Origin of the sequence: Paenibacillus sp. FSL L8-0436 (assembly GCF_038593025.1) — a bacterium.
In the GTDB taxonomy this organism is placed as follows: Bacteria; Bacillota; Bacilli; order Paenibacillales; family Paenibacillaceae; genus Paenibacillus_AQ.
The window spans coordinates 3121569-3136910 of record NZ_CP151955.1 but is presented as its reverse complement, the minus strand read 5'-3'; the positions used below and the strand labels follow the sequence as shown (position 1 = coordinate 3136910).

Sequence of the window (15342 nt, the reverse complement as noted above, 5' to 3'; positions counted from 1 at the left end):
ACTTTACTCTTGGCTCCGCAAATGGTTAAGCAAATACTCAAGCTGCTGTGCGCATTCGTATCTGTATACCGGAACAATAGCTTCAATACGGCTGATATAGCTGACCGGAAAACGAAGCATCATTTGGAACACGTAATAATCAAAGATATAAGGATTATAAAGCCGATCGTTCTCCAGCACAGACATTAGGAGCTCCTGGCGCTCCTCCTCTTGCATATCCGTACGCTCCAGACCAATAAAGATATTCGTGATAAATTCTTGCATTCTGCGTTTCTTCTGCCCCTGGAGCTTTTCCATGAGGTAGCTGCGGGCACGCTCATGCCCCGGCTGGGCAAAGGCACATACCAGCTCCAGTGCGTCACGGTCAATGAACCAGTCCAGCCAGCGCGGGTCCCACTCTGCGGCAATTCTCTCCGCAGGCATCATCTCTCTCGAGTATTGGAGCCTGTCTCTAGAAGAACTCCAAGGTGTTTCGTAAGCCACCCGTTCCACATTCATAATCTGCCGCTCCAGCGTTTCCAGAAGCTGCTGATCACGCTGTGCCGCCTCCTTCGAGACGATTGATTTCAACTTGTTCAACATCGTGCCGCCGAACTGGTTGTACAATTCCTCCGGGTTCAACTGCTGCTGAGCCGCACGGAAAACATTCGGCAGATAGCGCATGTTTTGTTTCGCCAGTCCCTTCAGCAGCTCCAGCGATTCTGCAGTATCCGACTTTTCTGTATACCAGGCTGCCTGATCGATAAGCGGCAGCCAGCCAAACGAGACAAGACGGGGATATTCTCCGATCACATAACTGTATGCTTCATCTAGTTGACTATTCCGCTCCCTATAGAGAGCGGTTAGATAGGGTTCTAATCCATTCCAATATGTTTCCGTCTTTTTCTTGTCCCCGTTGTCCCGAGGAGCTTCACGCAGCTCCTCCATAAATCGAACCGCCAGCTGGTCTGCAATTCGGGCCGAAGGCCACTTGCAGAGCGCCTCCGCCACCAGTGCCCGGTCCTTCTTCAGCGAAAATGCTTCCAGCAGACGTTCCCCCCCTTGCAGGGAACCGCCTGCTGCCAAAGCGGCAAACGCAGCTTCCCGGATGGTCTTCTTCTTGTCCGTCGTCCATTCCAGCAGTGACGGGATATAGGCTTCATGCCCGGCAAGACATCCGATGGCTGCCGCCCGGACATCATCGCTGCCGCTCTCTGCGGCTGCGGAGATCTGCTCGAGCACGCCGGCTCCCCCCACTTTGCCAATCACCTGCAGCTTGCGGACCTCGCCTCTGCCGCCGGCCGGATCAAAGTGCTCCATCAAATATTCGGCGATAGCCGGGCCGTAAGACGGAAGAATCTCTGCCGCCGCAAAATCTGCAAGCTCCGCATAAGGATCTTTCAACGCGGCAATAGCCAGCGGAAGCAGGCGCATATCCTGAAATACGCCTTCCTTAAAAGCTTCGATTACGATCTCATATCTGCCGCTTCCCGTCGTGGTCAATGCCTGTCTCACAGCGGCCAGCCTACGGTAAGGCAGCCGGGTCTCCGCCGGGAAATAAAACGCCCGCAAGGGACCTGGATTTCCGTCTGGTGCCGTAGCCCCCTGGGTGTAGAGCACCGATTCCAGCAGCAGCGTCAGCTCCTGCAGCTTTGCAGCGGATACTGGTTCCGCTGTACTGCCGGGCTCTATCAGAGCCGTTATACCCTCACCCAGTCTCTTGAAGACTGGAGCACGCTCACCAAGTTGCTGAAACTGCGGAAGCAGACGCTTCAGCCGGAAATCTCCGGCTGCCAGATCACTTCCGGCGATATAAAGTCTTCTCACCTCTTGGTGAAGCTCTTGCAATAATGCTGTACTCATGGGCTGTCCCCCTATAGGTATATAAATCAAGTTTATGATCTCAATGATTGGTCAGTACAAGAGCCGGGTTACCGCCTTGTCCTTGATTATCGTCAGCGGTTGGGCAGTCAGCCGTCCTGAATCCAAATGATGCTCGAACATCACAAGTATGGCACAGTCCGTCTGAAAGGAAGCTGGCAGAAATGGCAGTAAATCCACCGTCCCCTGAGGCAGCGAAGGGATATCCTCCAGCACCAGTCTGCTGCCGGACTCATCTGTGATAACATACTGGCCGCTTTCGGTTACCCCAAGACTTGCTGCATGCAGAAGCAGCACAGGCGATTTATCACTCAGCGGATTCTTGAGCTGATTCTTTACTTGCTTGAGCACCTCCGCGTAAGAGCGGTGAGCCTTGCTGTAAACCTCCTTCAAATCAGCCTCAGTAACAGGTCTCGCTGTTATTTCTTCATATCGGACCCGGGCATTCATCTCTCCGGGGTATTTGTAGAGCAAGGGAATCCGGCCTACTTCAAAGAAGCTGTCTTCTTCCCGCATCAGTTTGGCTGCCTTGTAAGGGCGATAATATACCGTCCGGTGAATCTCTCCACTGTTCGTTTCCAGCCAGTAGCCAAGGTCGACATATTCCTGACGGGCAAGATCATCGTAGCTGTAGAAGGCTAATTGCAGAAGCTCGACCTCTTCCTTCACCAGCCCATATTCCTTCAGTTCAGACAACTGCCAGGCATGTCCCAGCCATTCATCAATAGTGGATTCATGATCCAGGGCAAGCTCGGGATCCTCACTCCTTGCGGTCAGATAAGCCCGCCCTTTCTTAATAAAAGCATGAAGCCGTGTCAACTGCTCCATCGCATATGTATAACTCTCTTCACGGTCACGGCCTTCATCCAGCAGCAGCGCGAACCGGCGCAGTTCAATCTGTGCTCCTGACAAATAATAATTGCCAAGCTGCTTCACATGTTCTTTAATCGTCTTTAGCGTTTTGCTGTCAATGGTCGACAATCCGCTGCGGATAAGCGACAGGACCAGCTTCTCCAGCAGATCAAGCCCTTCAAGCTGAGCGTTGATCTTTTTCTTCAGCGCAGATTTATTAACTTTCTTAGGCTTAGCTTCCCCGCCTTCGACAGCTTGCTTCACCTTGGTCTCTTCACGTTTCTCGGCCTTCTCGCGTTTGGCGGAGATGTCCCCGGGTACATCAGCTATTGTGAAAGGCTGACCCTCAGCATAGGCATACAGCAGGCCCAGCGCATGCTTGCAGGGGAACTGCCGGCTGGGGCAGGTGCAGCGGAACACTGGCTTATCCGGCACAATGAAGTCCGCAGAGCACTCATAAGGCGTTTTTCCGCTTCCCGAGCACTGCCCGAACAGCAATTCCCCGTTCTCCGAACGGTTCAACTGCACGAAGCTTTTCTTCTTCACCAGCCCCTGACCATTCTTCATGGCAGCGGCGTTGGGTGCGAGCGAATCTACATACGATGATGTCAGTTCAGGCAAATCAGTTTCCTCCCCAAATGAGATAGCATAATAAATCGAAAGATATCAAGCAAACAATTGGATATATCTTCTATTAACCAATTAACACGTAACCAATTAACACGGATAAGATCACATGTTTGCATTTATCTTAACAAAAATGGTTTGCTGTTCCAATGGCAATCCCTCATCCGTGGCAAAAATAGTAAAATCGTCCCACCTCTGCAGATGAAATCCCGGAAAATGAGCAAAAAAATAGGGTGACTCCGAAAGTCCCCCAGTGCTCCTCATTTAAACCAGCCTTTCTCCTTGAACCTAGTAATCGCTTCAATCCGGTTGCCCACATCGAGCTTGTCGAGAATAACCGAAATATAATTGCGGACCGTACCGGTCGTAATGTACAGCTGGCTCGCGATTTCTTTCGTATTTTTGCCGTCGGCAATCAGCCCCAGCACTTCCTTCTCCCGTTGGGTCAGCGGATTGGCCTCGTTGCTGTAAGCTTCATCCATAAGCTCCGGTGCATACAACCGTTTGCCAGCCATAACGCTTCGGATTGAGAGAGCCAGCTCTTCACTGGGGCTGTCTTTCAGCAAATAGGCATTTACGCCAGATTTAACGGCACGCTCGAAATATCCGGCCCGGGCAAAGGTGGTCAGAATCATGATTTTGCAGCCGGATTGCTTCAGCGCCTCCGCCGCCTCAAGTCCGGTCATTGCCGGCATTTCGATATCCATGATGCAGATATCCGGTTTGAGCTGCTGGACCAGCTTTACAGCCTCTTCACCATTAGCTGCCCGGCCCACCACTTTCATATCCTCTTCCAGGTCGAGCAATGAAGCCAGGGCGCCAAGCAGCATGCGCTGATCTTCAGCAATTACAATGTTGATCATCAGTGATTCGCCTCCCGTTCCGTCTGCTGGATGACTGTGGGCACTTTAATGACAATCGTTGTCCCTCCGTCCTTCACAATGTCCAACAAACCGTTTACAAATTCAAGCCTCTCTTGAATTCCCTGCATTCCATGGCCCTTATAAAATAAAGAAGTCCCCTCAATTCCCTTGCCGTTATCCTGTATCTTAACAACCAAATCTACGCGCGAGGGTTCAATGATAATTTTGCAGACCGTGGCACCGCTGTGCTTTACCACATTCGTCACCGCTTCCTTAATACACATGCTCAGCACATTTTCCGTAATTAGCGAAGTATTCTTCAGCTTGGGACTGCCTTCCAGCACGAATTCAATTTCCGCAGCCTGCAGGAGCTGCCTGATCCGCACCAGCTCGTCTTCAAGCCGGATGCCCCTCATCTGTGTAATCATCTCACGGACTTCTTTGAGCGCTGTTCGCGCTGTCTGGCGGACATCGTTAATTTCGACGATGGCCTGCGCCGGATTTTTGTTGATCAGCTTGCCGGCCAGATCACTCTTGAGTCCGATGAGCGACAGCTTTTGTCCCAGTGTATCATGCAGATCACGGGAGATCCGCTGGCGTTCCTCCATGATGACGAGTTCAGAGATCCGTTTATTGGCATCCTCCAGTTGGACCTCCAGCTTATCCTGATTGTTGCGGTTATACGTTGTAGCAGGCAACAGGACCACCGCAATCATACTCACGAGCACAAAAGGGAGCTGGGAGAGGAATACCGGATTGCGTGTAATCAGTTCATAGTTGATGGCGATAATCGTGGTCAGCAGGTGAATTGAATACAGCGTAAAGAATCCGACCCGCTTCTGGATGTTCCCGATAAAAAAAGCCAGGAATAACGCAAAATACATATACCCGAACAGCAAGGTCATCGTTATAGAAACAATAATCTGCACACTTGTCCAGAAGTAGACCACCCAGCCCGTTGATTTGAAGGCTAGGACATAACAGGCAAAAAATACAATAATCATGAGAATTCCGTATACCCACCGGTCCATCGAGGACGAACGGAAGATAAAATAGAAGGGAAGAATGTAAAAAATGACCCATACATAAGGGCTCAGACCTGTACTTTTATGGAATATATGGTGCCACTTCTGCATGTTAGCCATCCTTTTTGCCAGCAATATTGTACCTCCATTTTAGCATAAACCTTGCAGCAACCGGCAACCCGCAACAAAAAAGAGAAAGCTCAGCACCGGTCAGCGTTCAGCGGTTCTGGCTTCCTCTCCTGTTATAGTGTCATTTTTAAGATAAAGTTGGTTCTATTCGCCTTGAAGTCCGGGTTTGCGTACCTTTAACGCTTCCACTGCCGGCTTCGGCTGCCGCAGTCTTGCTTTGATCTCCTTAAAGCCTACAAATCTTCTATTCTCTTCATCCCACAGGCGGAAATGAAGGGCCTTCAAGCTGCTGCCAATCGTGATCGTTGTCGCTTTTTGCAGCGGCGGAGTGGCATTATGGGCCAGCTCCAGATTATAATTCGGCACCTTCGGACTTAAATGATGGACATGGTGAAACCCGATATTCCCGGTGATCCACTGTAAAAGTCTCGGCAGTTTGTAGTAAGAGCTGCCTTCTACGGCGGCACTTACATAACTCCATTCGTCCTCATGCTCAAAATACGAATCCTCGAACTGATGCTGTACATAAAATAACCAGATGCCGAGGAAACCTGAGACAAATACGATCGGCAGCTGTACCAGCAGAAATGCCTGCCAGCCGATGGCCAAAATCAAACCACTATAAAGCGCTGCGATCAAAATGTTAGTCAGATAAGTATTCATCCGCTCCTTGCGTCTTGCCCCTTTGGCATTAAAACGGTATTGGATCAGGAAAACGACGATAGGTCCAGCTACAAACATAACCAGCGGGTTGCGGTAAATCCGGTAATATAAACGTTTCAAAGGCTTGGCAGCCTCATATTCTTCAACTGTCATAATCCAGATATCGCCGATGCCTCTTTTCTCAAGATTGCTGCTTCCGGCGTGATGGATGGAATGACTGTGTTTCCACTGGCGATAAGGCACCAAGGTTAATACTCCCGTGATCGTGCCTATGATATCGTTGGCTTTACGGCTTTTGAAGAACGAACCGTGGCAGCAGTCATGAAAAATAATAAAGGTCCGGATCACAAACCCCGCTGCCGGAATCGCAAACAGGAGGGTAAGCCAGTAGGAGACGGACAGGCTGAAATATGCAGCCGCCCATAACAGGACAAGCGGTCCAAGTGTATTAATAAGCTGCCTTACGCTTGCTTTGCGGTCTGTTTTCTCATAGGGAGCCACACTTTTTTTCAAACTGGAAAGCTGGGATGTCTGTTTCGTAGTCATCGTGTTTGTTTCCTCCTCGGATGTGTCCGGTTCCGGTCACATTCATCTAACTTCATTATAGAGAAGGAAGTGTCATACCCGTAAGTCATAAATATCAAGGAGGGAGTATGACAAATGTCATACTTTCCTCAAATTAAGCTAACTTTCTACCATCGGTCCCATAATTCCGCCTACCCGGCCCATATAGGCAGTCTCCGTATTTTGCAGAATCAGTGTATTGATGCCGATATGAACACAAGGATAAAAGAAGCCAGTCAACGCTTGAAGCAAAATCGCGAGCAGCACATTATGCGCCGATCCCATAGCGATGGTCCCTGCGGCACTCATGAGCAGCCCAGCTGCCAGCAAAAAAAGCGCACAGAGAAATCTGTGCACTTCATCAAATAGAATTCAAATCGTTGCTGCGCTTTATCAAGTGTTCCGGAAATTACCCCCAGGCTGCTATGCCTGCTTCGTGTATTCCTCGCGGTACTCTGTCGGCGTCTTGCCGGTCGCTTTCTTGAACACCTGCGTAAAATAACGGGGGTCCTGATAACCAACGAGCGGAGCTACCTGGTAGACCTTCACATTGCTGTTCTGCAAAATATATTTGGCCTTTTCCATCCGGCAGTTGGTAACGAATTCAAGAAAGGTGTAACCGGATATTTGCTTAAATAAAGTGCAGAAATGGCTGATGCTCAAGCCGGCTACCTCCGACAGCTCTTCAATACTGAGATCTTTATGATAATTGTCTTCAATATAACGTTTGGCTTTCTCAACAACGCTGCGTCCGTCTTCACGGGCCATCACTTTGTTGCTCTCCAGCATCCACTCACGGAATTCCTGCTTCAGCACGTTAATCATTGCCGTCAGGGTTCCCAGGCCGTGCAGCTTGCCAAGCAACCCCTCCAGCGACCAGTCCGGCTGCATGTTCAGGTTCTCAAATTGCCTGTACAGCACCACAACCATCTCGATGATGATCCGTTCGGCCAGCTCCTTGGACAACGCCTGGGCCTCAATAAAGATGGCCATTTCATCGAACAGCACCAGCATCCGTTCCATGTTCAGCGTGCGGATGCTTTCGATCAGCGAAACCTCAAGCTCCTTCGGATACTTCACATCCCTGCCGCCTGTATCCGGGGTCTCCTCTTCAATAAATACACCTGCTTGGCCGGAATAGAAGCGCTGGAACAGCGCCTTGGCTGCAAGCGGATATACGGTGCTCAATTGATCGATCCCCTGCGTGCTGCGGCTAATCCCTATCGAGCAGGCCAGCTTGGAGTACCTTTTAATATCAGCAACCAACTTCTCGCCTAGCTCTCTTTTTCCTTCCCCGAGTCTTCCCGGAAAGAGCAGCACCCATTCTCCATTGTAGAACGGGAACACAGAAAGCGCGCCATTGTCCATTGACCACTCTTCAAGGATATTGCGGATTGCGAACAGCCAGAGATGCTTCTCCTCCGCGCTCCATCTTGCAGCAAGGGCCGCATAGTCGTCAAGCCTGACGACAGCCATGAAATATTCGCCCTCCAGCTCGCTGTTCTCCAGCCACTTTAAATGCTGCAAAGGCCGCGAATTACCGAGCGTGAACTCCGTAAACATCCGCTCCCTTGCGAGCGTCGACAGCATTTGTACAGAGAGCATCAACTGCTCGTTCTCCTTCTGTTTATCCAGTTTCACCTTCGCCCGGGTCAGCATCTCCGTTAATTCATCATGGTCAATCGGCTTCAGCAAATAATCAAATGCCCCGAGCCGCAGTGCATCACGCGCATATTCGAACTCCCCATAGCCGCTGATAAAAATAAAGATCAGCTTGGAGCTGTGGGGCAGCACCTCTTTCATTAGGGCGATACCATCGATGACAGGCATGCGTATATCACTGATGATGATCTGCGGCGCTTTCTCTTCAATCAGCCGCAGCGCCACTTCACCATTTCTGGCCTCTCCCGCAATCTCAAGTCCCAGCTCATCCCAGGGAATCGCCACCTTCAAGCTTCGCAGAATAATCGGCTCATCATCCACTAGCAGCACTTTGTATTTCTCTTGCCGTGCAGTCATTTCCGGCACCCCCAGGTTTATTGAACTGTAGAACTTTGTATTAGATTCCAGTATTGCTCCGAAGCGGATTGCAGCTGCGCGAGCGCCTCGTCAGCCTGCATCCCTCCGCCGATCATCTCCTCGATGACACTGAGGAAGGTCTTCTTCACTTCTGGAGACAGCAGGTTGTCGTACGGAACAAAGCTCTGGTGATTATCCTCCATCATAGCCATTACCTGAGCAAATACCGGTCCTGTCTTATCCGGATCAATGGTGATCCGCATCGAAGGTATTCTTAATCCCTCATACACAATCTGTGTCTGAATCTCTTTTGTATAGAATGCTTTCATCAGCTCCAGCGCCGCTTCCCGCTTACTTCCGCTCAGGCTGGAGGAGAGACCGATTCCTATCGTATAACCTCCCGCGATGGACGGTTCTGTCCCTTGGTTCAGGGCGGGAAAAGGAATCACTCCTACCTGATTCTGAAAATCTGCCGGAGCCGTGTCTCCCGAGAACAGATTAATATCCCAGTTACCGTTCAAATACATCGCAGCCTTACCGCTTGTAAATAAACGCACCGCATTCTCCGTCGATAAATCATTGGATTTGGCGCTGAATGCATCCTCCTCAATCCACTGCTCCAGATGCTGAAAAGCCTGGGAATACAAATTATTCTCAAAGGTACTCCCATCCTCCCCGGTAACCAGCTTCTGAATCAGCTCCGGTCCGGCATACCGGTCCATTAAATAATGGGCGAATATCCCGGCAGGCCAGCGGTCTTCATTGCCGAGAGCAAACGGGATGTACCCTGCTTTCTTTAGCGTCTTAATCGCAACATCCAGTTCAGCAACCGTCCCGGGAATTTTGATGCCCAGCTTGCTGAACAGCGTTTTGTTGAAATACAGCGGCTCGGCATTTCCCTCAATCGGCAATCCGTAGATATGCTGGTTGAAGGTCCATAGATGCAGATCACTGAATTGGTTCTTCAGCCCGTTCTCCTGCACAAAATCAGTCAGATCCATCAACCGGTTGGAGCGGACATACGGCTCAATCTCCGCACCGCCGAACAGCACGAACATATCCGGCGGTGTACCCGTGACCATCTCGTTTTTCAGCTTCTGCTCACGGTGAATCGTCTGGTCGAGTCCCTCGAAATTCACTTTGACATTGGGATGTTCCTTCTGATATTCCTGAACGACCTCTTCATATATTGCAAGCAGCGGCTTATCATGCTCCTTTATCCAGAAATGGCGGAAGGTCAGTGTAATCTTCTCCGGAGAGTTATCTTCAATCGGCTCCCTGTTGCCAAAATTTATAAATAATACCGCTCCGGCCATAAGCAGGATATAGAGCAGTATCCAGCCCCATTTCATCACCCATTTCACAGCTCCTCGCCCCTCTTTCATCCCGTTTTCGCTTATTTTCATGGCTGGATTTTGGGAATACGGATACAGATTGTCGAACCGAGTCCAGGGGACGAACAAACGAGGATACCATAAGGATTGCCGAAACGGATGTTCAGGCGCTCATGCACATTCTTCAGGCCTACGCCGCTGTCGCTGTACTTTTTCGGATTGCTGTGCTCTGTATTCCATAGGCTCATCAGTGTGGCCAGATCGAAGCCCGGACCATTATCCTTGACGATGATAATAATATCTTTACCTGTCTCTTGTGCACCGATGGTGATCACCCCATGCTCTTCCATCTGCTCAATGGCATGATATAACGCGTTTTCCACTATCGGCTGAACAATCAGCTTCTGGGTCATCACATTTCTGAGGGTATCGGGCAAGTCAATGGCGTAAGAGAATTTGTCTTCAAAACGGAATTTCTGAATATCCAGATAGTGGCGGACATGCTCAAACTCCATTTGCAGCGGAATCAGCTCCTGATTCTGGCTGATGCTGATCCGCAGCAGCCTGCCGAGAGAAACGACCATTTTGCTGATATCCCTGTTCCCCGCCAGCACCGCCATAGAGTTGATGGATTCCAGTGAATTATAAATAAAATGCGGGTTAATCTGCGCCATCAATGCCTGCATTTCCGCTTCCTTTTTGCGGCCCTGCTCCGTTTGCACCTGCTCAATGAGTTCGCTGATCTGCGAGCTCATCCGGTTAAAGCCGTCAATCAAGAGATCGCTTTCATCATCTGAGCGCAAAGGTGTCGTAATCGGAGTAAAGATTCCTTGCTTGACCCGCTTCATACCGTTGACCGCGCTGTTAATGCTGCGCACAAGCCTTCGGATGAAATAGCGGTCAAACAAAAAGGCGGACAGCAGCGATACTGTGGATAGAATGATGGCAAGATTGCGAATAGAGTCCGATTCCGAGGATATCAGATTCATGGGAGTGATGGCCACCAAATTCCAGTCCAAATTATGAGAAGGAAGGAAAGTAATCAGTGATTTCTCTCCTTGATAATTGTCAATGTAATAATCCTGAGCCTGGGCGTAACCCTCCTGCAGAAAAGGAAAATGGGTTTGCTGCCCGATATGCTCACCGGATTTGTTAAAGACGATATTCCCCTGCTTGTTGACCAGCAGAATATCCCCTTTCTTCAGTGTTGCAGCTTCCCAGAAAATTTGGTCAAGCAAATCCGGTTTAACGTAAACGACCAGATAACCGATATCCTCCAGGGAATAAGAATCCTTGATAATTCTGGACTGCACCAGTACCGGATTGCCGGTAGCTTCCGAGCCATTCTCTCCGGGTCCCGACCATACCGGCCGGCCCTCCGCTTCCTCCATCGCGCGGTACCAGTTCTGATGGCGCATCTCATTGAAGGGCATAGGGGCATTGTACTGATAGATCAGGCGATCCTTGCCGTAAAGACTGAAAGAAGTGATCATCGGATGATTGATCAGCAGGTTGTTAATATCCTGCTTAATGTCGTAGGTCAGTACAAAATCCGGCTGTTTGAGCGTTTCCTGAATTTTTGGCGAAATAATAGCCGAATTTGTAATGTATGAGATTTCGCTAAGTGCAAACTTAAGCTTGCGGTCTGTCTCCAGAAGTGAGATCCAGTAAAAATTGCTTGATTTCTTCTCCATGGCACTGGAAAAATTCGCATACGTAACAATTCCCATCACGATCACGGGAATGAACACGAGAAGAATAATAGCGAACAAGATTTTGCGGCGGAGCTTCATATGCCTTTCCCTTCCTCCTGCTGTCTCTGCCCATTATTATTCTTCACGGTACTCCCTATTTCCTTGTTTAACATTAAAAACCAGTTTAGCTTTTGATTGCGCCTGAGGTCAGACCGGCAATTACCCAACGGCTGAAGAACAGGAAGACGACGAGCAGCGGAAGTGTGGCCGTAAAGGTTGCTGACATAATCATCCCGTAGTCAAGACCATCACGTGCACTGAACAGCTGCTGCAGAGCGATCTGAATGGTAAAATGCTCTTTATTCTTCAGGACGACGAGCGGCCAGAAGAAGTCATTCCATACCGTCATAAAATTAAGTATGCCAAGCGTAGCCATTGCCGGAGTAATAACAGGAACAGCAATCTTCCAGAAGATCCGGAAATGTCCGCCTCCATCAATCCGTCCTGCTTCGATCAGTTCGGTAGGCACCGCCGAGGAGATATACTGGCGCATCCAGAAGATCCCGAAGGCATTGACCATCGCAGGCACAATAAGCGCCTTGAAGCTGTCGATCCAGTGCAGTTTGGACATAATAACATAAGTCGGAATTACACCCAGCTGCTGGGGAACGATCAGCGTAGCGATGACGAACACAAATAGCATATTCTTTAGCGGAAACTCATATTTGGCAAATGCATAGCCCGCCAGGGTACAGAAGAACACAACCGAAATCGTGACCATGGACGAGACGAACAGCGAGTTCCCGAGTGCCAGGAAGATATCCGACCGTTCCAGCACTCTGCTGAAGTTGTCGAAGAACTGGTCACCGATGGTTAACAAAGGTGGCTTATGGAACACGGCGCCCTTGTCATTGGTTCCTACAACAAACATCCAATAGAACGGAAAGACAGAGATTAATGCTCCTAGAATGAGCAGGAAATAAAACCCCAACTTGCCGAAGAAACCGAGGTCATCCGGTTTTTTTCTGAATATTCGCAATGTGCTCACGCTTTTCTCCTCCTAGACTCTCCGCCTGTGCCTCTGGTAATCAGCATATTAAGGATGGAGAATAGAATAGTGACGAGGAACAGCATAACCGCCGTAGCCGCCGCCGTACCGAAGAATCCGTTGCGGAATGCTTCGCTGTATAAATAAGTAACCATTGTAATCCCTTCCTGGCGGGTTGATCCGGTCCCGGATTGGCCCAAGAATACATATGGCTCTGTGAAGAGCTGCAGCGCACCAATCGTAGATTGGAGGGATACGAAAATAATGAATGGCTTGAGGAGCGGCAGCGTGATGGAAAACAGCTGCTGTCTTCTGTTCGCACCGTCAATCCGCGCGGACTCGTACAGATCCATCGGTATGCTCTGCAGGCCCGACAGGAAGATGATCGCGTTATAGCCCGTCCAGCGCCACATAACCATGGTGGAGATGGCAATCTTTACGCCCCACCAGCCGGAGTTGAATGCCATGCTGTCCAGTCCAAGCCCGTTCAGCATCCAGTTGATCATCCCGTTGTTGCCGAACAAGGTGCTGAATACTAGCGTAACAGCCACAATCGACGTAATATTGGGCATGAAATACAGAATACGGAAGGTTTTCTTAAACCGCGTCATTCCTGAATGCAGCAGCACTGCGAGCAGCAGCGCCAGAAACACCTGCGGCAACGTGCCCATCAGGCCCATAATCAGCGTATTGGTGAAGGAAATCCAAAAGGTCGGATCGCTTGTGACCAGATCGTAGTTCTTCATCCCGACGAATTTCATCGGATTGAGCGCGTCCCACTTAAAGAAAGATAAATAAAATGTAAAGAAGATCGGGTACAGTCCAAATATCGAGAACAGAATAAAGAACGGAGAAATAAATGTATAGGCAGTGATGCGGCTCCGTCTTTGTTCAGTTAAAAAAGGGCGTTTGCTCTCGGCATGTGGACTCGTAATTACGGGTTCAGCCATGTCACACCTCCAGGGAATATAGCAAAAACTCCGATAGGAGTCTTGATCGATGATTACGTCTTCCTATTTCACTAAAACCGGACTCACAGAGGGTGCGGCTCTCCATGAATCCGGCATTACAGGTATCATTTCCTAATTGAAATGTTTAACTGCGTTCCTCCAGTGTTTTCGCTTGTTTAACTGCTTCATCCCACTCTTTGGCAGGATCGGCTTTTTTCTCAATTACGTTCTTCAGCGCGTTCTTGAAGAAGGTATCGGTTTGGTCATGCAGCGGTCCGTAGTACACCGGTTTAACACGGTTAGCCGCCTTACCAAATTCAACTGCGATTTGTTGGCCGCCGAAGAAGTCATCTTTGAAATCTACGAATGCCGGATCTTCATACAGTGCAGGAATGGAAGGCATCAGACCCTTAGCTTTGAACGATTCAAGCTGATTATCCTTGTTGACGAGCCATTGAATGAAATCATAAGCTTCCTTCGGATGTTTGCCTTCCTTAGGAAGGGTGATGAACGAACCGCCCCAGTTTCCGGCACCTTCGGGCAGCTGAGCAATTTTCCATTTACCGGCAGAATCAGGAGCGTTGGTCTTAATATAGCCGGCCATCCATGCAGGACCCATAACTACTGCGAACGATCCGTCGGTCATGCCTTGACCCCACTCAGGAGACCACAGCAGCATATTGCTGATCCAACCTTCCTGAATGCCTTTAACGGTGAAATCGTAAGCTTTTTTCACTTGCGGATTGGTATCTCCGATAAATTTGCCGTCAGTTTTGCTGAAGTAGATTTCATCAGGAGATTGGTCGCGGAGCGCGTTATACGTCAGATCTGTTAAGTCAGAAAAGTATTTACCGGTTTTGTCCTTGTAGGCTTTCGCCACAGTAGCGAGCTTATCCCATGAGTCAATAGCAGCACTGAACCCTTCCGGATCGCTTGGCAATCCCGCTGCTTCAGCCAAATCCGTGCGGTAGTAGACAACCGTAGGACCGATATCCGTTGGAAGTCCGAGCTGGAAGCTGCCGTCAACAGAGGAGGCTTGCTTCCATTTCCAGTCGAGATAATTGGCTTGAATATCTTTTGCTCCCAGATCATTCAGGTTGTAGAATTTATCCTGAGCACCCAGGAAACGTTCCATGAAACCGATTTCAAGTTGAAAAATATCAGGCGCTCCCGAATTCGCCGACAACGCAGTTGTCAGATTGTTGTGATGGGCAGTCTGGTCACCGGTGTTCTGAATTTTGATTGTAACGTTCGGATGTTCCTTGGTATATTCTTTCGCCAGCTCTTCATAGTTAACACTGCCAAGTGTCCAGAATGATAGCTCAACCTTCTCAGCCGGCTCCGTTTTATCTCCTTCCGTTGCCGGTGCATCTGTACTTTTAACGTTGTTACCTGCATTATTTTTCGCAGTGTTGTTTTCAGCGTTGTTGTTACCTCCGCATGCTGCCAGTGAACCAACGAGCATGATTGAAGCAAGCGTCAACGCCAGATTCTTTGCTTTTTTCATTCCTCTGTACCCCTCTCAAAGGTTTCTCTTACAAGTCTTAGTGTACAGTAGGAGAAATCTTTTTTTGAGGAGGCAAACTTCCGATTTGAGGTGGAAATATTTACGATATGGTAAATTCAGGTTCTAATACACCCATTTCCACAGCCGCCTCCCGTTTGGAACCATTGGATTTCTATCCTCTGCACAGGTATACTGGTTTTATTTCAA

General features: G+C 49.3%; 12 protein-coding genes. All 12 read right to left on the bottom strand.

Features of this window, described 5'->3' with window-relative positions; translation table 11 throughout:
• Window positions 1-3: 3 nt before the first annotated feature.
• Window positions 4-1842, bottom strand: coding sequence for a HEAT repeat domain-containing protein (locus tag NSS79_RS14345; RefSeq protein ID WP_342439835.1), 1839 nt, complete (start codon window positions 1840-1842; stop codon window positions 4-6).
• 51 nt (window positions 1843-1893) lie between these two features.
• The gene (locus NSS79_RS14340) at window positions 1894-3333 is read right to left on the bottom strand and encodes an SWIM zinc finger family protein (RefSeq protein WP_342439834.1); all 1440 of its coding nucleotides are present in this window, start codon (window positions 3331-3333) and stop codon (window positions 1894-1896) included.
• Between the two features lie 266 nt (window positions 3334-3599).
• On the bottom strand, window positions 3600-4202 hold the full coding sequence (locus NSS79_RS14335) for a response regulator transcription factor (RefSeq protein ID WP_342439833.1): 603 nt from the start codon (window positions 4200-4202) through the stop codon (window positions 3600-3602).
• Window positions 4202-5338 (bottom strand): sensor histidine kinase, encoded by a 1137-nt coding sequence (locus NSS79_RS14330; protein WP_342440372.1) that lies wholly within the window; start codon window positions 5336-5338, stop codon window positions 4202-4204. The genes NSS79_RS14335 and NSS79_RS14330 overlap by 1 nt, the downstream gene beginning before the upstream one ends.
• A 162-nt stretch (window positions 5339-5500) precedes the next feature.
• Entirely contained in the window at window positions 5501-6565 is a 1065-nt protein-coding gene (locus tag NSS79_RS14325; protein WP_342439832.1) for a fatty acid desaturase, read from the bottom strand.
• Between the two features lie 138 nt (window positions 6566-6703).
• Window positions 6704-6892: a hypothetical protein gene (locus NSS79_RS14320; protein ID WP_342439831.1), complete on the bottom strand. Its 189-nt coding sequence runs from the start codon at window positions 6890-6892 to the stop codon at window positions 6704-6706.
• 114 nt (window positions 6893-7006) lie between these two features.
• Entirely contained in the window at window positions 7007-8602 is a 1596-nt protein-coding gene (locus NSS79_RS14315; protein WP_342439830.1) for a response regulator, read from the bottom strand.
• A gap of 17 nt (window positions 8603-8619) precedes the next feature.
• A complete protein-coding gene (locus NSS79_RS14310; protein ID WP_340898735.1) occupies window positions 8620-9966 on the bottom strand; it encodes an extracellular solute-binding protein in 1347 nt (448 codons plus the stop codon).
• Between the two features lie 38 nt (window positions 9967-10004).
• Window positions 10005-11729 carry a sensor histidine kinase gene (locus tag NSS79_RS14305; RefSeq protein WP_342439829.1) on the bottom strand — a complete coding sequence of 575 codons (1725 nt, stop codon included), beginning with the start codon at window positions 11727-11729 and terminating at the stop codon, window positions 10005-10007.
• 85 nt (window positions 11730-11814) lie between these two features.
• Complete coding sequence (locus tag NSS79_RS14300; RefSeq protein WP_076111354.1) at window positions 11815-12678, bottom strand: carbohydrate ABC transporter permease; 864 nt, start codon at window positions 12676-12678, stop codon at window positions 11815-11817.
• Entirely contained in the window at window positions 12675-13628 is a 954-nt protein-coding gene (locus tag NSS79_RS14295) for a sugar ABC transporter permease (protein WP_340898740.1), read from the bottom strand. The genes NSS79_RS14300 and NSS79_RS14295 overlap by 4 nt, the downstream gene beginning before the upstream one ends.
• Window positions 13629-13773: 145 nt before the next feature.
• Window positions 13774-15135, bottom strand: coding sequence for an extracellular solute-binding protein (locus NSS79_RS14290; RefSeq protein ID WP_342439828.1), 1362 nt, complete (start codon window positions 15133-15135; stop codon window positions 13774-13776).
• Window positions 15136-15342: the final 207 nt, after the last annotated feature.